This window comes from Pseudomonas sp. NPDC090592 (assembly GCF_044769185.1).
Classification (GTDB): Bacteria; Pseudomonadota; Gammaproteobacteria; order Pseudomonadales; family Pseudomonadaceae; genus Aquipseudomonas.
Genome location: NZ_JBIVXJ010000020.1, coordinates 61,220 through 82,493 on the forward strand (window position 1 = coordinate 61,220; position 21,274 = coordinate 82,493).

A 21,274-nucleotide genomic window follows, 5' to 3' on the forward strand; every position below is an offset into this window, starting at 1 on the left:
ATGGCCTGAAGCCTGCGTTGTACCTGTGGGAGCGGGCGCGCCCGCGAAGAACCCGCCGCGCGGCATTGCCGGTGCAGGCATCAGGCTCTGAGCTTCACAAAAACCAGCTCTGGGTCGCGTTCATCCAGGTTTTCAACCTGACCACTGCCAATAAAGCCACACTTCTCAAGCAGCGCCTGCATCGACAGGTTCGACGCGTTGGTCGAGGTAAACAGCTTGGCCCCCAGGGCCTGGGATTCCAACCCACGAAGAATGGCTATGCCTACACCACGGCGACGGGCCGAATCCCGTACGACGATGAGCGGGATGAAGTCCTGCCCGAAAAATGATTTATCCAACACGCCATAGCCCAGCAGCAGTGCGGTATCTTCAGCATCCGTTGCCACCCAGCACTGGCCGCAAGCTACCGCGCGGGTAATGAACTCCCGTCGGCTTTCTTCGCACTGCGTGATTGCATCAAGATCAAAGAGCGCAGCAAGGTCGGCTTGCCTTGCGAGCCGCATGTGTGGTCCAAGCGCCATTGCGTCACCGTATCGATAAATCAGCGCACCATCCTATCACCCGCGTCGCGATCAACCGCAGGCACAACGTAAAGTTCAAACAACTTGTAAGAATCATCTGAATTTCTTCAGTGCGCACTTAAGGCCCCTTGGCAGATGTTAGGTTTTTAACCTCAACCATGCACAGGGAATTTGTATATGCGCGTCAGCCTAGAGGGAAAAGGCCAGGCAGTAGATGGCGATGTCACCACGACGGGTGCTGTCTGCATTGCAACGGGGCACGGGTATCTGAATGAAGGGCGAATGGTGCTTCGTGAAGGCGACCACACCACGGCATGTCCCCTTTGTGGGCAGGTGGGCACTGTCGCCGAAGGCGTGGACCACTTCATTTCCGATGGCCAGCGGGTGGCCATGGACGGTGCGCTGGTTATCTGTGGCTGTTCCCCGGGCAGCAACCGGGTGGTCGCGCCGTTGTATCAAGCACCGCCGACCCTGTATGCCATTGCAGGGCATGCCAATAGCCACTTGGCCGAGCCGGCAACCAGCGCCAACCCCACACGCTTCTCCCAGCCTGTAATTGGCGGATTGCCCGGCACACTGGAACCTGGCTTTTACGTGATTCCTCGACGCATGTCGTTCCCACAGGTGCTGCTGCAACTGGCCGAGCACGACGCCACGTTGCCAATTTCCCGATTGCAGCGGCTCAACCCGACGTTTGAACAGGGCTTCAAAGCAGGGGAAATCTTCGTTATTGGTGATCCTGACAACGGTGATGCCTGTACCCGCGAGGAAGGCCAGTTGATGGCCGCGGCGCAACACGCACGCCGCGCGCTGGAAGTGCTCGATTTCGCCGAAGCGGATTTCATGATGGAGCACCAGGCCGAAATCGCCGGCTTGCTCAGCGACGCCAGCCTTTCCATGGGTGTGGGCAAGGACATGCTGGATCAAGGTTTGAAGCAGGTCAGTCATACGTTGAACAGTATCGAGCAACTGCACCAACGGGAGTTCATGCGTCATGGCCACTTGAACAGCCCGGGCTTCTTTGCCGAACGGCGGCGGCTTCTGCAGCAGCTGGATGGGCAGCTGAAAACAGCACTGTTGAACAAACAGTTGAATCTTGGGAACTATGAGCGCTTGAGGAAGAGCTTGAGCATCTCGACGAAGAGCCTGGTGCACCACTGGTCGAAAGCGGGCGGACCGGGGCAGATTCCGGGGTATGCGACGCATCTGGATAAGGTAGCGCGGCTCAGCAAGTACCTTGAGTATGGAGGGTACGCTGCAATAGGACTGGGTGGGACCTCCTCATATCTAAAAGTTCAGGAAGTTTGTCGGGCTGGCGAAACAGGTGATTGTAAGAAGGTTCGTTTCACTGAAACGGGTAGCTTCGCAGGTGGACTGGGGGGAGGCATGCTTGGGGCCTGGGCAGGAGGTGCTGGTGCAACCGCGCTGTGCGGTGTTTTCTCGCTCGGTACGGCTGGGATTGGCCTTCCGGCATGTGGGATTGTGATGGTTGGCGCTGGCTCTGCGGCTGGTTCTATTGGCGTTGGCGCTTTCGGAGAGAAAGCTGGGGAATTGCTGTATGAGGTGACAGATGATTGACTTCGAGAGTTGGTCGCCTCTTCTTAAGCTAGCATTCCTGATTGTCCCGTTTGTCACTGGCTTCACGGGTCTGGCTATTAATTTTAAAATCGCAATGTCCCGCGATTTTGAAGTTGCCTTGTCAGCCATCACAAGCAATCCCTATCTGGAGCAGATGAAGTCCGTCTGGGGAGGTGGGAGCCTGCGGTCTCGCTGCCTGCTGATGAGCGCGGTGAGCGCCATAGTCACGTTTCCTCGATTTTATCTACATATGGGCTGGCTTGATGAAAAAGAAATTAAAAGATTTCCATCATGCTTGAGGCGAAAAATGGTCATTGCGCTCTGGCTGATTTCGATTGCGCTGCTTTGGACCCTGACTGGTTACATTTTTATTATAAAATGAGAATGGCGCAGACCCGAAAGTACGGATTTTCGGTTTTCAGCCGTACGTTTTCCACTTGAAACTTTTTTGCGGTTAGCCATTTTCTATTACCGCCTTCTATTGAAGCCGCAGGCATTACGGCTCCAGTATGGAGTATTGCTCTTGTCGGAGCCGGCTCCATCGCTGGCGGCTTGGCTGGCGCGGCTGCTGGGGAGATGCTGGGAGATAAGATCTATGAGTCCATCGCTGATTGATATCAATAGCTGGCCACTGACAATCCAGTTGTTGTTTCTAGCCGCGCCATTTTCTTTGAGTGCTATCGGCCTGGCAGTTACCGGTTATGCCGCATGGTCTAGCGAGTTTGAGGTTGTCAATAGCGCTATACGAAGCAATGCCTATTTAGAGCAGACGAAGCGGTTTTTGGGAACCACTAGCTACCGTGCACGATGGATGGTGGTCTGTGCGATTTGCGGCCTACTGGCCTTTCCTCATTTTCATTCAAGAATAGGCGTTGTCGATGCTGATGAATTAAAGGATTTTCCTTCAAGACTGAGGCGTAAATTGGTTATTTCCAGTTGGCTCATATTAATAGGCTCAGCGTGGCTAGCGGTCGCCTATGTGATCGGGAGTCATTAATTTAGTGAGTGATTAGACCCGCACTTGCGAGTCTTCTTATTTTCCGATGCCCATGGGTGGCCATGACCGGTACGGTGATTTTTTGTACGAGTTTACGAATGATTGACATCAACGACTGGCCGGTCTTGGCGAAGATAATATTGGTAACAGGGCCATTTGTAATTGGACTCCCTGGCCCCGCGATTCTTGCCTTTCTCGTACTCAGGAAAGATTACGATTTGGCGTGCTCCGCGATTAAGAGTAACCCTTACCTTGAGTCCATCAAGCAAGCGTGGGTGGGGCGAAGGTTCAAGTGGCGATGGATGCTGATGTGCACGATCGCTGGGCTAATCACATTTCCAGGCTTGGCATTGCGCAGAGGCAGGTTAGATCCTGATGAATTGAAGCGCTTTCCTGCGTCGCTAAAAATCAAGTTGGCGCTTGCAACCTGGCTAACACTACTGGGTTGTATCTGGATGATTGTTGCCTATACCCTTCTTGAACTATCGAACGGGAGATAGAAACATTTCAGGTCAGACCCGTTCTCGCGGGTCTTCCTCTCTTTGCATCGACCTGTCGTCGATGCTAGAAACCTGTCGCCCTCCTTCGACTACAAGATCATCAGCATAACGAGCACGTTGCTGATTCTGCCCATCCTTGGCCACACAAGGCCGCTCCAGCTGACCCTGCGCGGCAGCTTCTAACCCCTTCATACCGTCTTCAACACCACCGGGGGCGCTTTGCGCCGCATCGCCGGCAAGCCAGCTCCCACATGTAACGCGACAACCTCAAGTTTTGCGCACGCCTGTGGGAGCTGGCTTGCCGGCGATGCGGCGCAAAGCGGCCCTTTTTGTGGATGACACAATGCTTGCGTATGACACAATGTGTCATTAATATCGCCATGTGTCCTGGCAACGCCCCTACGACGATCAGCCAGTGCCCGCCCTTTCTCACACAGGTACCGCCCATGACGACCACCATGCACACCCCCAAGGACCAGTTGGTCAAACTCGCCCAGCAACAGATGCTCACGGCACTGGCCGACAACACCTACAGCGCACGTCAAAAACTCGCCCTCACCTGCCGCATCCTGTTCGACGGCGGCCACGACTCTGGCCTGGCTGGGCAGATCACCGCACGTGCGCAGGAGCCCGGCACCTACTACACCCAACAACTGGGCCTGGGCTTCGACGAGATCGCCGCCTCCAACCTGCTGGTCGTGGACGAAGACCTCACCGTGCTGCAAGGCCGCGGCATGGCCAACCCGGCCAACCGTTTCCACAGCTGGCTGTACCGCGCCCGCCCCGACGTCAACTGCATCATTCACACCCACCCGCTACACAGCGCCGCCCTGTCGATGCTGGAGGTGCCGCTGGCGATCTCGCACATGGACCTGTGCCCGCTGTTCGACGACTGCGCGTTCCTCAAGGAGTGGCCAGGCGTGCCGGTAGGCAATGAAGAAGGCGAAATCATCTCGAAGGCGATCGGCGACAAGCGCGCCATCCTGCTTTCCCACCACGGCCTGCTGATTGCCGGTGGCTCGATCGAAGAAGCCTGCGTGCTCGCCCTGCTGTTCGAGCGCGCGGCAAAGATGCAACTGCTGGCCATGGGCGCCGGTGACATCCGCCCCATCCCCGAAGCGCTGGGCAAAGAAGCCCACGACTGGATCTCCACCCCCAAACGTCATGGTGCCGCGTTCAGCTACTACGCGCGCCGTGCCTTGCGTGCCCATGGCGACTGCCTGGGCTGATTGGCGCTGTATTCTTTCCTCAATAACGGCAGAGGTGCCTGGTCATGTCTACACCTGTAATTCGCGGCGTTATCGGCTACACCATTACTCCTTTCACGGCTGAGGGCACGCTTGACCTGGAAGCCCTGGGCACGTCCATCGACAGCCTGATCGCAGACGGCGTGCACGCCATCGCCCCGCTGGGCAGCACTGGCGAAGGGGCCTACCTGTCCGACAGCGAATGGGAAGCCGCAGCGCGCTTCAGCCAGGCGCGCATTGCCGGCCGCGTGCCCAGCGTGGTCAGCGTTTCCGACCTGACCACTGCACGTACCGTGCAGCGCGCCCGTCTGGCGCAAGCCTGTGGCGCGACGGCGGTGATGGTGTTGCCCGTTTCCTACTGGAAGCTCACCGAAGCGGAAGTGGTTGCCCATTACAAGGCCGTCGGCGCGGCCATCGACATCCCGATCATGCTCTACAACAACCCGGGCACCAGTGGCACTGACCTGTCGGTGGAGCTGATCCTGCGCATTCTCGACGAAGTGCCCAATGTGACCATGGTCAAGGAAAGCACTGGCGACATTCAGCGCATGCACCGCCTGTTCAAGGCTACCGATGGCCAAGTGGCCTTCTATAACGGTTGCAACCCGCTGACCCTGGAAGCCCTGGTAGCCGGCGCCACCGGCTGGTGCACCGCCGCACCCAACCTGATCCCGGCACTCAACCTGGCGTTGTGGGATGCGGTGCAGCAGGGCGACCTGGCCGAAGCCCGCGCGCTGTTCTATCGCCAATTCGAGCTGCTGGAATACATCACCCGCCGCGGTCTGCCCACCACCATCAAGGCCGGCCTGAAAATGCTCGGCCAGGACGTCGGCGCGCCGCGCCTGCCACTGCAGCCGCTGGATGAGCAAGGCAGCAACTACCTTAAAGGCTTGCTGAAAGCACTAGGCGCGACCAACTGACCACTTCGACACTTACCCGGTAGCACCTCGCTGCCGGGTTGTGCCTGCTGCACCCTCTGCATAGAGAACCAGAATGAAAGTCCACTTCATCGTCCACGAATCATTCGAAGCGCCTGGTGCGTACGAAACCTGGGTCAAGACGCGAGGCCACGAGGCCGGTTTTTCTCGTGTCTATGCCGGTCATCCCCTGCCTGCAGATGCCAGCCATTTCGACTTGTTGGTCGTGCTAGGCGGGCCGCAAGACCCTGCCACCACCGTCGCGCAATGCCCACACTTTGACGCGGCCAGCGAATGCCGGCTGATCCGGCAAGCCATCACGGCTGGCAAAGCGGTCGTCGGGGTGTGCCTGGGCTCCCAGTTGATCGGCGAGGCGCTAGGTGCCAGGTTTGCTCACAGCCCGGAAAAAGAGATTGGCAAATTCCCCATCAGCCTCACGCCCGAAGGCAAAGCCAATGAGAAGGTCAGCCACTTTGGCGAGGTGCTGCAAGTCGGCCATTGGCACAACGACATGCCGGGCCTGACGGCCGACGCCAAGGTCCTGGCCACGAGCGAAGGCTGCCCACGGCAGATCGTCGAGTACACTCCGCTGGTTTATGGCTTCCAGTGCCACATGGAGTTTACCAGGGAGGTAGTCGAACTACTGATTGCAGCATCCGAAGCCGAACTGGCCACCCTCACCGACCGGCGCTTCGTTCAAACGCCTGACGCACTGCGTGCCAACGATTGGGATGACATGAACCAGAAGCTGTATGTGTTCCGCGACAAGCTGATGGAAACGTATCGGGGCTGACAGGTGCTTGTCGCAAGGTATGCAGCGCCTGTGAGATCGAGCGCCGCCCGCGCGGCGCTTCGCGGCACAAGGCCGCTCCCACATTTGTTGCAACGTGCCGAACCTGTCAGGCCATGGTTGTCAGCCTTGTCGGGCCGACTCGATTTCCCGACTGGCGCTGCTGCCGCCCACCCGTCTCAAGACATGCGCCAAGGCTGACAACGCCTCTCCCACAGGCATGGCCACGTTGCAACAAATGTGGGAGCGGCCTTGTGCCGCGAAGCGCCGCGCGGGCGGCGCTCGATCTCACAGGCGCTGCAAACCCCAAGACAGGCACCAGGCAGCCCCCATAACGCTATACCGGGTTCGCATGCACCACTCGCCCCTCTATCCCCGGCCGATTGACAAACAGCACATCCAGCACACTGTTGCGCAACCCCTTCACCGCATTCCAGTTCGCCGACGTATGCACGTACCTAGCACGCAGCAAGCCTTGCTCCTGCTCGGTCAACCCCACCTCGTCACTGGCACCCAAGGCAAAATCATGCAGCTTGCGGCTGATACCCACCAGCTCATCAGGCACCCGGTGCTCCGCCTGCCCGCCCAACGGCCCAAACGGTACCCCAGCACGCACCGCCAGCGCCCGCATGACACTCAGGTAAACCCGTGAAAGCTGACCCGCCACCTCCCGCTCCCGGTACACCGCCGCATACACCTGCTTCTGCGTCTCGCCCGGACGCCCGCCGGAAATCGGTTCCTCCCAGGTAATCACCCTCGCGCCCTGGCCGCCAAATTCTGCATCCAGCAGTTCACTCACCTTGGCATGCACGCACGTCTGGTCGGCGCGCATGGTCGATGGCACACGTTGCGACTGAGGCTTGCACAACAGCACCTGCTCCTGGGTGAAGTCCGGGTAACCACCGCCGATGTTCGAATGCACACCCGGCAACACGATGTCGTGCCCGCTGCACACCAGCGGGAAGTTGTGCCGCTGCTCATCCCCCGCAACCAATTGCGCCACCTTGCGCGCCATGCCCGCCCCAAGGCCCAGGCGTAGACCGCCATGGCGAGCGTCGGCAGGGTCAAAGTCACCCTGTAACGGCGCAATGATCGCCGCCACGGTGTCGAACAGGCCTATGAAGTTGATCGTGATGCCGCATGTAACGGCCAGCACCCTGCCCCCGTCAGCGTGCAGCAGATTTGCCAGGTGCCGCACCGCCGCCGCACCGCGGCTGAAGCCGAACAGGTCGAACTCGACCCCCTCGAGTGTTGCCTGCGGATGGGTGTGCTGCCACTCCTGCAACTGCCCGGCGATATCCGCCAATGCCTCGGTGACTCGCGCTTCGACGCCAGTGCGCCCCCGCCCGGTCGCCGAGGCATACGCATGATCCTCCGCGCCGGCCAGTGTACCCACCCCCTCGACATAGCGGCTGAGAAACGCCAAGCAGCCGTCGGCGCTGGCCCCCTCTGCCGGATAAAGCGCGTGCAACAGCGCCACATTGCTCAATGCGTTGGTATAGCTGCCGCCCTTGCCACCGTTGGCCTGCGTCGGCATCACATTGTGCTGGTTGTTACCGGTGCCATCGAAAAACACGCCGAATTTCAAGATCATCATTGCGCTCCTGCTTGCGTCAAAAGCACAAGCAGGCGCCAGACCGGCGCAACAGAACATCAGCCTATGGCCAGCCTTTTGCAGGATATTTCTGTATCGGCATGGCCCACGGCACGGATAAATTTCCCTGCCGCCATTAGTCGCCACCCCTCCGGATGGATTAAAGTATCAGCCCTTGCCAGGGCAGCTGACTCCAGCCCGCCTGTGGCCCCCTACCAGGAACCGTCGCCGATGGAACACCGTGAAGCGCTGATCGCGCTGCGCACCTTTCTTTCTTCCCAGATCCTAGGCCAGGAAAAACTGGTCGAGCGGCTGTTGATCGTGCTGCTGGCCGACGGCCACATGCTGGTCGAAGGTGCCCCGGGCCTGGCCAAGACCAAAGCCATCAAAGAGCTCGCCGAAGGCATCGAGGCGCAGTTCCATCGCATTCAGTTCACCCCCGACCTGCTCCCGGCCGACATCACCGGCACCGAAATCTACCGCCCGGAAACCGGCAGCTTCGTGTTCCAGCAGGGGCCGATCTTCCATAACCTGGTGCTGGCCGACGAAATCAACCGTGCCCCGGCCAAGGTACAGTCGGCACTGCTTGAAGCCATGGCCGAGCGCCAGGTCAGCGTGGGCCGCAGCACCTACGACCTGTCGCCGCTGTTTTTGGTCATGGCCACGCAGAACCCCATCGAGCAGGAGGGCACCTACCCGCTGCCCGAAGCGCAGCTCGACCGCTTCCTGATGCACGTGAAAATCGGCTTCCCCGACGCCGCGGTGGAGCGGCGCATCCTGGCACAGGCCCGTGGCGAAGCCCTGGGCGGCGAGACCAAGCCCGAACGCCGGGTCAGCCAGCAAGCGATTTTTGCCGCACGCAAGGAAATCCTTGGCCTGTACATGGCCGACGCGGTGGAGGAATACCTGGTGCAGCTGGTCATGGCCACCCGCACCCCGGCAAAATTCGACGCCGAACTGGCCGACTGGATCGCCTACGGCGCCAGCCCGCGGGGTTCCATTTCGCTGGACCGTTGCGCACGCGCACACGCCTGGCTGGCCGGGCGCGACTTTGTCAGCCCCGAAGACATCCAGGCGGTGCTGTTCGACGTGCTGCGCCATCGCATCATCCTCTCGTTCGAGGCCGAGGCGGCGGGGATCGACCAGGACCGCGTGGTCCAGCGCATCCTCGACGTCGTCGCCGTTGCCTGACCCCATGCCCACCACTCAGCTGGCCGAACCAGGCATCCGCATCGGCCTCGCCGAGCTGATCGACATGCGCCACCGCGTGCGCGAAATCCAGCTGTTCTCCAAGCCCGGCCAGCGCAGCCCGCTGGTGGGCCTGCACCACTCCAAGCTGCGTGGGCGTGGGGTGGACTTCGACCAGGTGCGGGTGTACCAGGCCGGCGACGATGTGCGCAACATCGACTGGCGGGTCACTGCACGCACCCAGGAACCACACACCAAGCTGTTCCACGAAGAGCGCGAAAGGCCCATCTTCATTCTTGTCGAGCAAAGCCAGCGGCTGTTTTTCGGTTCCGGGCTGATGTTCAAGTCGGTGCTGGCGGCCCAGGCCGCGGCCCTGTTCGGCTGGGCTGCGCTGGGCCACAACGACCGCATCGGCGGGCTGGTGTTCGGCGACAACGACCCGCACGAAATCAAGCCCCGGCGCAGCAAGCAAAGCCTGCTGCAACTGCTCAACCGCCTGGCCAAGGTCAACCAGTCGCTGCACACCGAAGCCGTGCCCCAGGCCGACAGCCTTGGCCTGGCGCTGCGCCGGGCGCGGGAGGTGCTGCGCCCGGGCAGCCTGGCCATCGTCATCTGTGACGAGCGCTCGCTGACCGCGCAGTGCGAACAGCACCTGGCCATGCTCTCGCGCCACTGCGACCTGTTGCTGTTGCCGGTGTCCGACCCGCTCGACCACGCCCTGCCCGCCGCCGGGCTGCTGCGCTTTGCCCAGCGCAGCGCCCAGCTGGAGCTCGATACGCTGGACGCCAACCTGCGCCAGGCCTACCGCCAGCAGGCCGAGGCGCGCATCGAGCGCTGGGAGCTGATGGCACAGAAACTGCGCGTCGTGCTGATGCCGCTGAGCACGCAAAGCGACATGATCGAACAACTGCGCGAATACCTGAACGCCCAGCGCCCAAGGAACGCGTCATGAACCCGCTCGACCAGCTGCATCCGCTGATCGAACCGGCGCCTGTCGGCCTGTGGCCACCTGCGCCCGGCTGGTGGCTGTTGCTGGCCTTGTTGCCACTGCTGGGCTGGGGCCTGTGGCGCCTGCGCCGCTGGCGCCCGGGCAAACGCCGCATCGTGCGTGCCGAGCAACCGCTCGACCCGGTGCGCGTGGCCGCCCTGGCGGAACTGGCCCTGCTGCCACGCCCCTACGACGGCGCCCCGGCGGGTGCCTGGCTGCAGCAGATAAACGCACTGCTCAAGCGGCTGTGCCGCAGCCACTATCCGGGCGCCAACAGCCACACCCTGAACGGCCGTCAGTGGCTGGCGTTTCTCGACAACCGCTGCCCCGCCGCCGGCCTCACCCGCTGGATGGTGCTGGTCGAAGGTGCCTACAAACCCGAGTGCAAGCTCGACGACAAAGCCATTGTCGGGCTCAGCCAAGCCGTCGAAACCTGGATCCGCAAGCATGTTTGAACTGGCCTGGCCGTGGGTTTTCACGCTGTTGCCGCTGCCATGGCTGGCGCGCCTGCTACTGCCGGCCGCCGACAGTGGCGAGCCGGTGCTCAAGGTAGGCTTCCTCAACGAACTGGAAAGCCTGGCCGGGCGCCGCGCACGGCTCAACCTGCCCACCTGGCGCCAGCAGGCGCCGTTCGTGGTCATCTGGCTGTTGCTGCTGTGCGCCGCCGCTCGCCCGCAATGGCTGGGCGAACCGGTGCCGGTGGCCGCCAGCGGCCGGGACCTGCTGGTGGCGGTGGACGTGTCCGGGTCGATGGATTTCCCCGACATGCAGTGGAACAACGAAGACATCAGCCGCCTCGACCTGGTCAAGGCGCTGATGGGTGACTTCCTGCAAGACCGTGAAGGCGACCGCGTGGGCCTGATCCTGTTCGGCAGCCAGGCCTATCTGCAAGCTCCGCTCACCTTCGACCGACGCACCGTGCGCACCTTCCTCGACGAAGCACAAATCGGCATCGCCGGTAAAAACACCGCCATCGGCGATGCCATTGGCCTGGCGGTCAAGCGCCTGCGCCAGCGGCCAGCACAAAGCCGGGTGCTGGTACTGATTACTGACGGTGCCAACAACGGCGGGCAAATCCACCCGCTGACCGCCGCCCGCCTGGCAGCCCAGGAAGGTGTGCGCATCTATACCATCGGCATCGGCGCCAACCCGGAGGCCAGTGGCACCCCCGGCCTGCTCGGGCTCAACCCGAGCCTGGACCTGGACGAAGCCTCGCTGAAGGAAATCGCCGACATTAGCCACGGTGCCTATTTCCGTGCCCACGACGGCGCCGAACTGGACGCCATCGGCGACACCCTCGACCAGCTCGAGCCAGTCGCCCAGCAACCCACCCGGGCACGCACGGCCCAGGCCCTGTACGCCTGGCCATTGGCCCTGGCGCTGCTGCTCAGTGTGCTGCTGGTGGTGGCAGTGCAATGGCCCGACAACCTGCTGCAACGCCTGCTGCGCAAACCGCGTTTCCTGCAGCCGCACCCGGAATGGCGCCAACGCCTGAAGCGCTTGCGCCTGAGGAGGCGGCGATGATCGAACTGTGGCCCCAATGGCTACGCCCGCTCTGGCTGCTGGCCGTGCCCCTGCTCGGCTGGCTGCTGTACAAGCTGTGGCATCGGCGCAAGCGCGCCGGGCGCTGGCAGATGATTCTGCCGCCGGCCTTCCATGGCGTATTGCTGGGCGGCGGCAGCGGTAGCACCAGCAAGCTGCCATGGGTGGCGCTGGGGCTGGCCTGGGCGCTGGTCATCCTGGCCCTGCTCGGGCCCAGCTGGCAGCGCGTTGAAGAAAACCGCCAACGCCCGGCCGACCCACTGGTGATCCTGCTGGAGCTGACCCCGCAGATGCTGGCCGAAGACAGCCCGCCGAACCGCCTGGAACAGGCCCGGCGCAAAATCCTCGACCTGCTGGAACACCGCCGCGACAGCCAGACGGCACTGGTGGTGTATGCCGGCTCGGCGCACACGCTGGTGCCGCTGTCCGATGACCTGGCCACCACCCGCAACCTGCTGGAGGCCATCGACCCGTCGATCATGCCGCAAGCCGGCCAACGCGCCGACCTGGCCGTGCAAAAAGGCCTGGCGCTGCTGGCCCAGAGCGGTCTGGGCCAAGGCCGTTTGCTGCTGATCGGCTCATCGCTCAGTGCCCCGGAGCGCCAGGGCATCAGCCAGGCCCTCGGCCGCCAGGGCCCCAGCCTGTTGATGCTGGGCATCGGCAGCCGCGAAGGCGCCCCGGTGCGCCAGGCCAATGGCGAATACCTCAAGGATGAGCATGGCGGCATCCTGCTGCCGCGCCTGGACAGCGTCGGCCTCAAGGGCTTTATCAGCAGCACCGGCGGGCGCTACCGGCATGCCCGCGTCGACGACCTCGACCTGCGCGGCCTGGGCCTGTTCGATAACCCGCGCACTGCGCGCAATGATGGCCAGACCCTGCAACTGGACAGCTGGGCCGACCAGGGTTACTGGCTGCTGATCCCGCTGTTGCTGCTGGCTGCCTGCGCGGGGCGGCGTGGCTGGCTGTTCTGCCTGCCGCTGCTGCTGGCCCAGCCACAACCCAGCCAAGCCTTCGAGTTCAACGACCTGTGGCTGCGCCCCGACCAGCAAGGCCAGCGCCTGCTGGAACAGAACCGCCCGGCCAGCGCCGCACGCCACTTCCAGGACCCACAGTGGCGTGGCATGGCCCTGTACCAGGCGGGCGACTATGCCGGTGCCGCCGAGGCGTTTTCCCAAGGCGACACGGCCACAGCCCACTACAATCGAGGCAATGCCCTGGCCCGCAGCGGCGAACTGGAGGCCGCCCTGGACGCCTACGAGCAAGCCCTGGAGCGCCAGCCCGACCTGCAAGCGGCGCTGGACAACCAGGCGCTGGTGCAGCAACTGCTGCAACAGCGTGAGGCCAAAGCCGAAGAGCAACCGGCCAGCAGCGATGCCCAAGGTACACCTGGCAGCGAAACCGAGGGCAACAGCAGCTCGGCCAGCAGCCAGGCCCAGGGCACACCCGGCAACGAAGAACAGGCCAGCGCCGAACAACCCGGCGAAGGCAGCAACAACAGCCAGGCAGCGCCCGGGAACCAGGCGGGCGCCGATGACAGCGTGATCCAGCCGCCGCAGCGGCCGGTATCGACCAATCTCGATGCCGAACAACGCCAGGCCCTGGAACAATGGCTGCGGGAGATCCCCGACAACCCGGCGGAGCTGCTGCGGCGCAAATTCTGGTATGAACAGCAATTGCATCAGGAAACCCCACGATGAGTCGCTTCGGCGTCTTGCTTCTCACCCTGCTGTGGGCCGTGCTGGCCCAGGCCGAACCGCTGCTGCAAGCCAGCGTCGACCGTACCCGCCTGGAAGCCGGCGAAAGCCTGGAGCTGACCCTGGAAAGCCAGGACGTGACCCAGTTCGGCAAGCCGGACCTGCGTGCCCTGGAAGGCGACTTCGAAGTGCGCGGCACACGCCAGCTCAACAGCCTGCACACCCTCGACGGCGAAACCCGCGCCAGCACCCGCTGGATCATCACCCTGCTGCCACGGCGCAGCGGCAGCCTGCGCATTCCCGAGCTGCAACTGGGCCAGTCGCACAGCCAGGCCATCGAGCTGCAAGTGCTGCAGGCCGATGCCAGCCGCCAGGACAGCGCCTCGCAGGTGTTCATCGAAGCGACCCTCGACAGCAGCGACGTCTACGTCCAGGCGCAGGCCGTGCTGACCCTGCGCATCTACCACTCAGTGGCGCTGTACGACGACAGCAACCTCAGCCCGCTGCAACTGGAGAATGCCAAGGTCGAACCGCTGGGCGAATCGCGCACCTATGAAAAGGAAATCAACGGCGTACGCCATGGCGTGATCGAAACCCGCTATGCCGTATATGCCCAGCAAAGTGGCACTCTGGAAATTCCGCCACTGACCTTCACTGCCACCGCTGCAGCCAGCAATGACGAAGCCCCGCAGGCGGCCGGTACGGCCCGCACCGGCCGCCAAGTGCAGGTCAGCTCGCTGCCCTTGCGCCTCACCGTGCGGCCGATTCCCGCAGCCTGGCCCGCAGGAGTGCCGTGGCTGCCCGCCCGCAGCCTGACCCTCGAAGAGCACTGGAACCCCGACCCAGGCAGCCAGCAGGTGCAGATTGGCGACTCGCTGACGCGCAACATCACCTTGCGCGCCGAAGGCTTGTCCAGCACCCAGCTGCCGCCGCTGCCGGCCACCGAGATCATCGGCCTGCGCCGTTACCCTGACCAGCCGCTGCTGCGCAACGAAATCGGCGACCGCGGCATGACCGCCAACCGCGAAGAACGCGAGGCGCTGGTGCCGACCCACAGCGGCACACTGGCCCTGCCAGCGCTGGAGGTGGCCTGGTGGAATACCCGCGAAGACCATCTGGAACACACCAGCCTGCCGGCGCGCACATTGAACGTGCAGGACAACCCGGCGCTGAGCGCCGATACCCCGGCCGGTGACAACAGCAGCGCCAGCACCCTGCTGTGGCCCTGGCAGTTGGCCACCCTGGTGTTCGCCCTCACAACCGTGCTGGGCTTCGTCCTGTGGTGGCGAGCCCGCTCGCAACCGGCTGTGCTACGCGCCGCACAGAACGGGCCTAGCCCGCGTACCTTGCTGGACGACCTCAAGCGCGCCTGCCAGGCCAACGACCCCCAGGCAACGCGCCAGGCGCTGGACGCCTGGGCCCGGCAGCAGCCAGAAACCCTGGCCGAAATGGCGGCGCGGTTCGTGCCGCTGTCGGATGCGCTGGATGGGTTGAACGGGGCGTTGTACAGCGAGAGCGGGCAGTATTGGCAGGGTGAGGAATTGTGGCGCGCGATTGGCACCATACCGCCGGCGGAGCAGGTGTTGCTACCGGCTGGGGAGAATGGCGGGTTGCCGCCGCTTTATCCCAAGTGATCGGCTGCCTGCCTGGGCCTCTTCGCGGGCATGCCCGCTCCCACATTGATCGCGCATACCGTGAGCTTTGCACGGTACCTGTGGGAGCGGGCGAGCCCGCGAACACCGGCGCAGCCGGTGCCTGACACGAGATTGCGTCAGGGCTGACAGGTGTTCGGCGGCACATCTGCAGCGCCTGTGAGATCGAGCGCCGCCCGCGCGGCGCTTCGCGGGGCAAGCCCGCTCCCACATCTGTTTCGGGCCAATTATTCCTGTGCCTTTGTCGCGCTCGCCCTTGGGTGCATGGCTGGAGGTTGATAAACAGCAGCGGCGCAGCCGATATCGAAGCGAACAAACAAGGCAGACAGCGGTGTCCTTACAGGAGTGACTGGCCCGAAACAAATGTGGGAGCGGGCTTGCCCCGCGAAGCGCCGCGCGGGCGGCGCTCGATCTCACAGGCGCTGAAAATGGGATGACAAAACCCTGGCAGCCCTCACCCAATCCCCCGCCCTGCCCCCCGACCCCATGCTTGGGTTACCATACCGCCCTCGCGCAACGCCCATCCCCAAAGCCAAGCCCTCGCTTGCCCGACTCGACACCAACAGGTCATCCATGCGTCTGTTTCATACCTCCGACTGGCACCTGGGCCAAAGCCTGCACGGCCAGGAACGCGACTTCGAACACGCCTGCTTCCTCGACTGGTTGCTCGGCCAGCTGCGCCTGCGCCAGCCCGACGCGCTGCTGATCGCGGGCGATATCTTCGACACGGTCAACCCGCCGGTCAAAGCCCAGGAACGCCTCTACGACTTCATCGTCCAGGCCCACGAGCAGCAGCCCAAGCTGGACATCGTGATGATCGCCGGTAACCACGACTCCGGTTCCCGCATTGAGCTGCCTGCTGCCTTGATGCGCCGCCTGCGTACCCATGCGCTGGGCCGTGTGCACTGGCTGGACGATGGCCAGCTGGATGCCGAACGCCTGCTGATCCCGCTTACCAACGGCCGTGGCAAGGTCGCCGCCTGGTGCCTGGCCCTACCCTTCCTGCGCCCGGCCGAGGTCACCGGCCCGCAGCTGGGTGACGACTACCTGCAAGGCATCGCCCAGGTGCACCAGCAACTGATCGCCGCGGCGCAGAAGAAGCGCAAGAAAGACCAGGCGCTGATCGCCATCAGCCATGCGCACATGGCCGGTGGCGCGGTGTCGGAAGACTCCGAGCGCAGCCTGATCATCGGCAACGCCGAGGCCCTGCCGGCCAAGCTGTTCGACAAAGCCATCAGCTACGTTGCCCTCGGCCACCTGCACAAACCGCAGAAGGTCAACCGCGAAGAACGCATCCGCTACAGCGGCTCACCGATCCCGCTGTCGTTTGCCGAAATCAACTACCCGCACCAGGTGCTGGAAGTGGAGCTGGACGGCAGCGGCCTGGTCAGTGTCGAACCGCGCCCGGTACCGCGCGCCGTGGCCCTGCAACGGGTTGGCCCGGCACCGCTGGGCGAATTGTTGCAGCAACTGGCTGACCTGCCAGTGATCGACCTGCTCGAAGACCCCAACCGCCAGCCCTGGCTGGAGGTGCGGGTGGTACTGGACGAGCCGCAGCCCGACCTGCGCCAGCAGATCGAAAGCGCAATCGAGGGCAAGGCCGTACGGCTGATCCGCATCAGCGCCGAGTACGCCGGCCGCAACAGCGCCGAAGACGATGACCTGGCCTTTGTCGAACTGGCCCGGATGACCCCGCAAGACCTGTTCAGCCGTGCCTGGGAGCAGGCCTACGGCAGCGCTGTCGACGAGCAGGCGCTGGCCGACTTTGCCCTGCTGTTGCAGGACGTGCAGCAGGAAGAGGAACAGCCATGAAGATTCTCGCCATCCGCCTGAAGAACCTGGCATCGCTGGCCGGCCCGGTCGACATCGACTTCACCGCAGAACCGCTGGCCAGCGCCGGCCTGTTCGCCATCACCGGGCCTACCGGTGCCGGCAAGAGCACCCTGCTCGACGCCCTGTGCCTGGCGCTGTTCGGCACCGTGCCGCGGCTCAATGACATCGGCCGCGAGGCCAAGGTGCCGGATGCCGATGGCGACATCCCCACCTCCGACCCGCGTAACCTGTTGCGCCGTGGCACCGGCAGCGGCTTTGCCGAAGTGGACTTCGTCGGCATCGACGGCCGCCGCTACCGTGCCCGCTGGGAAGCCAACCGCGCCCGCGACAAGGCCAACGGCAAACTGCAACTTAGCCGCCAGAGTTTCTACGACCTCGACAGCGAGCAAGTACTGGCCAGCGCCAAGAACGAATTCAAGCCACTGGTCGAAAGCCGCCTGGGCCTGAACTTCGAACAATTCACCCGGGCCGTGATGCTGGCCCAAAGCGAATTCGGCGCATTCCTCAAGGCCGATGACAAAGACCGCAGCGAGCTGCTGGAAAAGCTCACCAACACCGCCATCTACACCCGCCTGGGCCAGCGCGCGTTCAGCAAGGCCCGTGAAGCCGCCGAGGCCCACAATGCCCTGAAGGACCGCGCCAGCCACCTGCTGCCGATGGCCGACGAAGCCCGCGCCGAACTCGACCAGCGCCTGGAGCAGGCGCAACAGCAGTTCAAGACCGACCAGGCCGGCGAGCGCCAACTGGAACAGCAACGCAACTGGCTGAATGAGCAACACCAGTTGCAGGCCCAGCACGCCGAAGCCGGCAACGCACTGCAAGCCGCCGAGCAGGCCTGGCAGCAACTGGCCGAGCCCCGCCTGGACCTCGTTCGCCTGGAGCGTCTGGCCCCGCAGCGCCACCAGTTCCACCGCCAGCAGGCACTGACCGCGCAACTGGCGCCAGTAGCCGCGAAGATCATTGAGCAACAGCAGCAGCAAGCCGAGCTGCAAGTGCGTACCCAACAGCTTGAACACGCGCTGGATACCGCGCGCCAGGCGCTTGCCGAGCGCCAGGCCCGGCACGGCGAAAGCGCCCCGCGCCTGCGCCAGGCCTTTGCCGCCCAGGACAACCTGGCCCGCCTGGACCAGGAACTGGCTGCGCAGCGCAGCAGCAGCGAACAGGCAGAGCAGCAAGTCGCCGAAGGCCAGCAACAGCTGCAACAGCTGGAAGACAATCAGCAGCGCAGCCAGCAACAACTGGCGCAGATCGACACCGCCCTCGCCGACAGCCAGCACCTGGCGGGCCTGGCCGATGCCTGGCATGCCTACCTGCCGCAGCTCAAGCAGGTGATGCTGGTGGGCGGTCGCCTGGCCAAGGGCCGTGAAGAACTGCCCGGCCTGCAAGCCCAGGCCAGCCAGGCCAATGCGCACTTGCAGGCCGAACGCGACGCCTACGACCTGTTGTTCCGCGAAGCCAAGGCCGAACCGCAAGCCCTGAGCGAACAGGTCGAGCTGCTGGGCGCCATGCTGCAGGACAACCGCAAGCAGCAACGCGCCCTCGAACAACTGTCGCGCCTGCATGGCCGGGAAATGGAGTTGCGCCAGCAACTGGATGCCGTACGCGAGCGGCAACAGCAGGCCATGCAACAGCGCCAGCAATTGATTACCGAGGGTACCGCCGCCAAGGCCGAACTGGAAACCGCCGAGCAGGCGCTGAACCTGACCCGCCAACTGCTGGAGCGCCAGCGCCTGGCGCGCAACACCAGCGTCGAGGAATTGCGCGGCCAGCTTCGTGACGGCGAGCCCTGCCCGGTGTGCGGCAGCGCCGAGCATCCGTTTCATCAGCCCGAAGCGCTGCTGCAAAGCCTGGGCCGGCATGATCAGGCCGAAGAAGACGCCGCGCAGACGCAAGTCGAAGCCCTCAACAGCAAGCTGGTGGAACTGCGTACCCAGTTGGGTGTGGTCAACGCCCAGCTCAAGGATTACCAGCAGCAACAGGTGCAACTGGGTGAACAGCTGCAACCGCTGGTGGCCGAGGTGCAGGCACACAGCCTGTGGCCCGCCCTCGCCCCGCAGGACGACAAGGCCCGCAGTGGGTGGCTCGACAGCCAGCTGCGGCGCCTGGACGAAGAAATCGGCCAGGACGAGAAGCGCCAGGGCGCCCTGCTAGCCCTGCAAAAAGATGCAGCCCGCCTGAACCAGCAACTGCAAGCCGCACACGAAGCCCAGCAACAGGCCCAACGCCACCTGGAGCAACAACACCAGGCCCTGGCCAATGACGAGCAACAACTGCAACAAGGCCTGAACGACCTGGCTGGCGTATTGCCCGAGGAAGCCGTCAAGGCCCTGAACGACGACCCGGCCAATGCTTTCCTCGCCCTGGACCAACAGATCGCCCAGCGCTTGCAACAGCTGGAGCGGCGCAAGGACGAACTGGAAGAACAGCAAGCGCGCCAGGCCCAGCTGGACAAATTGCGCGACCAGCACCAGGTTCGCGTGCAAACCCTGCAGCAGTTGCTGCAAAAACTCGCCGCCCTTGATGAGCAGCGCCAGCAGGCCCAGGCTTCGCTCGCCGAACTGCTCGGCGAGCACCACAGTGCCGAAGCCTGGCAACAGCATATGGACGCCGCGCTGGAACAAGCCCGTGCCCTCGATGCCGACACTGCCCAGCGCTTGCAAGACCTGCGCACCCAGGGCGTGCAACTGGCGGGTGAGCTCAAGGCCAACACCCAGCAGCAGCAGGCACTGGACGCCGAGTGCCAGCAGTTGCAGGGGCAGATCGCCCAGTGGCGCAGCGAGCACCCCGAACTGGACGACGCCGGCCTGGATCGCCTGCTGGCGATGGGCGATGTGCAAGTCAATGAACTGCGCCAGCACCTGCAGAGCGCCGAAAAAGCCATCGAACAGGGCCGCGTGCTGCTGCGCGAGCGCGAACAACGCCTGCAGCAACATGCCGCACAAATGACCGTGGAGGCTTCAGCCGAAGCCCTGGAGCAAGCCTTGGCTGAGCTGCGTGAGCGCCTGGCCGGCCATGAGCAGCACTGTGCCGAACTGCGTGCGCAGCAGGCCGACGACCAGCGTCGCCAGCAGGCTCATCAGGCACTGGCGGCTGAGATCGAACAGGCCCACCAGCAGTGGCAACGCTGGGCGCGCCTGAATGCCCTGATCGGTTCGGCCTCAGGCGATGTGTTCCGCAAGATCGCCCAGGGCTACAACCTTGACCTGCTGCTGCACCACGCTAACGCCCAGCTGCGCCAGCTGGCCCGCCGCTACCGCCTCAAGCGCGGCGGTAGCGCGCTGGGCCTGCTGGTACTGGACACCGAGATGGGTGACGAACTGCGCTCGGTGCATTCGCTGTCCGGCGGGGAAACCTTCCTGGTGTCGCTGGCCCTGGCCCTGGGCCTGGCATCGATGGCCTCCAGCACCCTGCGCATCGAATCGTTGTTCATCGACGAAGGCTTCGGCAGCCTCGACCCGGAATCGCTGCAATTGGCGATGGACGCGCTCGACGGCTTGCAGGCTCAAGGCCGCAAGGTGGCGGTGATCTCCCACGTGCAGGAAATGCACGAGCGCATCCCGGTACAGATCCAGGTACGCCGCCAGGGCAATGGCCTGAGCGACGTGGAGGTGTGCGGGTGATCCTTTACTCGTTCCGCCGCTGCCCCTGGGCCATGCGTGCACGCCTGGCCCTGCGCTATGCCGGGTGCGCGGTGGAAATTTGCGAGGTGGCGATGAAGAACAAGCCGGCAGAACTGCTGGCGTTGTCGCCCAAGGGCACGGTACCGGTGCTGGATACCGGTGCCGGGGTACTGGAAGAGAGCCTGGACATCATGCGCTGGGCACTGGCACAAAACGACCCGCAGGACTGGCTACTGCTGGCGAACCCAGCGGCGGCGCAGCAGGCTGAAGCGTTGATTGCGCGCAATGACAGCACCTTCAAGGCGCAGGTGAACCTGTACAAATATGCCGAACGTTACCCGACGCATACCCGCGAGCATTACCGTCAGCAGGCTGAGGCCTGGCTGGCGGAGCTCGAAGGTTTGCTTGACGGCCGGACTTACCTGCTGGCCGATCACCCGAGCCTTGCCGATGCCGCATTGTTGCCCCTGATGCGCCAGTTTGCCGGGGTCGAACCGCAGTGGTTCGCCGAGGCGGCTTATCCGCGGGTGCGGAGCTGGCTGGAGGGGTGGTTGGCTTCGGAGCTGTTCAGGGCAATCATGGTCCGCTGATTAAAGATCGGGCTGCACATGGG

Annotated in this window: 17 protein-coding genes; 15 read left to right on the plus strand and 2 right to left on the minus strand. The window is 63.6% G+C overall.

Annotation, left to right across the window (positions count from 1 at the left end; genetic code table 11):
- Positions 1-80: 80 nt before the first annotated feature.
- Positions 81-521, minus strand: a complete 441-nt coding sequence (locus tag ACIQUI_RS18455; protein ID WP_403201264.1) for a GNAT family N-acetyltransferase — start codon at positions 519-521, stop codon at positions 81-83.
- 177 nt (positions 522-698) lie between these two features.
- Between ACIQUI_RS18455 and ACIQUI_RS18460 the strand changes: the two genes are divergently transcribed.
- The 6 genes from ACIQUI_RS18460 (at position 699) to ACIQUI_RS18485 (ending at position 6,553) form a co-directional block, all read left to right on the plus strand.
- A complete protein-coding gene (locus tag ACIQUI_RS18460) occupies positions 699-2,099 on the plus strand; it encodes a PAAR domain-containing protein (protein ID WP_403201266.1) in 1,401 nt (466 codons plus the stop codon).
- Positions 2,092-2,481, plus strand: a complete 390-nt coding sequence (locus ACIQUI_RS18465) for a hypothetical protein (protein ID WP_403201269.1) — start codon at positions 2,092-2,094, stop codon at positions 2,479-2,481. The genes ACIQUI_RS18460 and ACIQUI_RS18465 overlap by 8 nt, the downstream gene beginning before the upstream one ends.
- Positions 2,482-2,694: 213 nt before the next feature.
- The gene (locus ACIQUI_RS18470) at positions 2,695-3,096 is read left to right on the plus strand and encodes a hypothetical protein (protein WP_403201271.1); all 402 of its coding nucleotides are present in this window, start codon (positions 2,695-2,697) and stop codon (positions 3,094-3,096) included.
- Between the two features lie 946 nt (positions 3,097-4,042).
- Positions 4,043-4,825, plus strand: coding sequence for an aldolase (locus ACIQUI_RS18475; protein ID WP_403201273.1), 783 nt, complete (start codon positions 4,043-4,045; stop codon positions 4,823-4,825).
- 44 nt (positions 4,826-4,869) lie between these two features.
- The gene (locus ACIQUI_RS18480) at positions 4,870-5,763 is read left to right on the plus strand and encodes a dihydrodipicolinate synthase family protein (protein WP_403201275.1); all 894 of its coding nucleotides are present in this window, start codon (positions 4,870-4,872) and stop codon (positions 5,761-5,763) included.
- Between the two features lie 73 nt (positions 5,764-5,836).
- Entirely contained in the window at positions 5,837-6,553 is a 717-nt protein-coding gene (locus ACIQUI_RS18485; protein ID WP_403201277.1) for a type 1 glutamine amidotransferase, read from the plus strand.
- Positions 6,554-6,887: 334 nt separating this feature from the next.
- Here the strand turns inward: ACIQUI_RS18485 and ACIQUI_RS18490 are convergent, their stop codons facing one another.
- On the minus strand, positions 6,888-8,144 hold the full coding sequence (locus tag ACIQUI_RS18490) for a phospholipase effector Tle1 domain-containing protein (protein ID WP_403201280.1): 1,257 nt from the start codon (positions 8,142-8,144) through the stop codon (positions 6,888-6,890).
- 231 nt (positions 8,145-8,375) lie between these two features.
- On the opposite strand from ACIQUI_RS18490, the gene ACIQUI_RS18495 reads away from it, so the two are divergent.
- The 9 genes from ACIQUI_RS18495 (at position 8,376) to ACIQUI_RS18535 (ending at position 21,251) form a co-directional block, all read left to right on the plus strand.
- A complete protein-coding gene (locus ACIQUI_RS18495) occupies positions 8,376-9,335 on the plus strand; it encodes a MoxR family ATPase (protein WP_016714824.1) in 960 nt (319 codons plus the stop codon).
- Positions 9,336-9,339: 4 nt separating this feature from the next.
- On the plus strand, positions 9,340-10,284 hold the full coding sequence (locus tag ACIQUI_RS18500) for a DUF58 domain-containing protein (protein WP_403201282.1): 945 nt from the start codon (positions 9,340-9,342) through the stop codon (positions 10,282-10,284).
- Positions 10,281-10,775: a DUF4381 family protein gene (locus ACIQUI_RS18505; protein WP_391134641.1), complete on the plus strand. Its 495-nt coding sequence runs from the start codon at positions 10,281-10,283 to the stop codon at positions 10,773-10,775. Before ACIQUI_RS18500 ends, ACIQUI_RS18505 begins: the two co-directional genes overlap by 4 nt.
- Positions 10,768-11,844, plus strand: coding sequence for a vWA domain-containing protein (locus ACIQUI_RS18510; RefSeq protein WP_403201284.1), 1,077 nt, complete (start codon positions 10,768-10,770; stop codon positions 11,842-11,844). Before ACIQUI_RS18505 ends, ACIQUI_RS18510 begins: the two co-directional genes overlap by 8 nt.
- Complete coding sequence (locus ACIQUI_RS18515) at positions 11,841-13,559, plus strand: tetratricopeptide repeat protein (protein WP_403201287.1); 1,719 nt, start codon at positions 11,841-11,843, stop codon at positions 13,557-13,559. The genes ACIQUI_RS18510 and ACIQUI_RS18515 overlap by 4 nt, the downstream gene beginning before the upstream one ends.
- Positions 13,556-15,190 carry a BatD family protein gene (locus ACIQUI_RS18520; RefSeq protein ID WP_403201290.1) on the plus strand — a complete coding sequence of 545 codons (1,635 nt, stop codon included), beginning with the start codon at positions 13,556-13,558 and terminating at the stop codon, positions 15,188-15,190. Before ACIQUI_RS18515 ends, ACIQUI_RS18520 begins: the two co-directional genes overlap by 4 nt.
- Positions 15,191-15,781: 591 nt before the next feature.
- Entirely contained in the window at positions 15,782-17,020 is a 1,239-nt protein-coding gene (locus ACIQUI_RS18525; RefSeq protein WP_403201291.1) for an exonuclease SbcCD subunit D C-terminal domain-containing protein, read from the plus strand.
- Positions 17,017-20,661: an AAA family ATPase gene (locus ACIQUI_RS18530; RefSeq protein WP_403201294.1), complete on the plus strand. Its 3,645-nt coding sequence runs from the start codon at positions 17,017-17,019 to the stop codon at positions 20,659-20,661. Before ACIQUI_RS18525 ends, ACIQUI_RS18530 begins: the two co-directional genes overlap by 4 nt.
- Complete coding sequence (locus ACIQUI_RS18535) at positions 20,658-21,251, plus strand: glutathione S-transferase (RefSeq protein WP_403201297.1); 594 nt, start codon at positions 20,658-20,660, stop codon at positions 21,249-21,251. The genes ACIQUI_RS18530 and ACIQUI_RS18535 overlap by 4 nt, the downstream gene beginning before the upstream one ends.
- Positions 21,252-21,274 lie beyond the last annotated feature (23 nt).